2 protein-coding genes are annotated in these 1,303 nt (G+C 42.4%); both read left to right on the forward strand.

Going from position 1 to position 1,303, the window contains the following annotated elements; translation table 11 throughout:
* The first annotated feature begins 115 nt into the window (after positions 1 to 115).
* Complete coding sequence (locus F6K37_RS42900; protein ID WP_071108105.1) at positions 116 to 421, forward strand: small RNA NsiR4-regulated ssr1528 family protein; 306 nt, start codon at positions 116 to 118, stop codon at positions 419 to 421.
* A gap of 466 nt (positions 422 to 887) precedes the next feature.
* Positions 888 to 1,303, forward strand: a 416-nt coding sequence (locus F6K37_RS42905; RefSeq protein WP_287257284.1) for a tellurite resistance TerB family protein, incomplete at its 3' end; no start/stop codon positions are given.

Below are 1,303 nucleotides of genomic sequence, written 5' to 3' on the forward strand. Positions count from 1 at the left end.
CCAGAATGAAATCGCCCTGCCCTTAATAAGGGGGACTTTTGAATCTAATTCCACCCTTTGTTAAGGAAACCGACACCCTGTAAAATACTTTCGTATCTATAACTATCAGCTTACTATGTCTACCGAAAGTAATTCCCAGACTCAAACCACTACAGGTGCTGATGCGGTTGATGACGCGATCGCAAAGGGAATTGATTTAGATGGCTCGCCAATCCCCAAAGCTAAGTTAGACCTTTACAACCAAGTGATGGGATTGGAAGCTCAACGGCAACGAAGCGGTGTCAGCAATACCATGAGATCCAGAATTGTGCGGATTGGAGCCAAGCATATCCCTCAAGCAGAGCTCAATCAAATGCTGCTCGATGCTGATTTTACCCCTCTTAAAGACAAAGAGATTGCGTTTTATTACGGGGGTAAGTAGGATAGCAAAGGGAATCGGGAGTAGGGAATAGGGAACAGGTAACAGGTAACAGGTAACAGCGATACAATGCTATTTCCTATTGCCTATTTCCTATTGCCTATTGCCTTCAAAGGATATGCAATGTCTGTCAAACGTTGCTGAGAATTGCTATAAATCTCAACCATAGGGTTAGCGAATAGCTACAGCTCTGAATTTATTTCCGTATTATCTCCTGTAGAGGGTAAATTTTTAGAAATTATAAATTATTGCTTAAGCTGTAGATTAATGGCTGAATTCATGTGATAATAACGGGCGTGGGTTGATGAAAACTGTTATGTAGCGTTTTTTGTCTGGTGAGGTACATCTTGAAGCTGAAAAGCTTGTTAATTCAACTTTATGGTGTACCTCATTGCAGTACAAACTGCTATATCCCATGATTGAAGACAGATTAGCAAATTTATAGAATCTGAAAACTCAGGAAAATAAAATGGCAACAGTTACACCAGAAATCGATGCCGTAAGGGAAATCATAGCCAAGTGGTATTTTAAGGAATTGTGGGGTTGGGATCTCGGGGAAATCCCTACTGTTGAAGTGCTTGCCACCTTTCTAAAGTCCAATCTTATTGCTGCAAATGGTGATGGAGAAATCTCAGAAGAGGAGAGAAAATGGATTATTGGAAAGGGAGCAGCGGCTGGAGCGCCAGAATCCTTATTGAAAGAGTTAGAAAGCTATCCAGCTAACGAAGACATCACGGAAGTCGTGACTAGAACCTCAGCCACCAACAAGTCCGGTAAAGCATCTATTTACTTTGCGGTCAAGGCAGCGGCTTCCGATGGAGAATATAACGAAGGCGAAAAGGCAACCATTCGCAAGATGGCTCAAGCTATGTCCTCGCGCTCGTG

The organism is Moorena sp. SIO4E2 (assembly GCF_010671945.1).
Taxonomy (GTDB): Bacteria; Cyanobacteriota; Cyanobacteriia; order Cyanobacteriales; family Coleofasciculaceae; genus Moorena; species Moorena producens.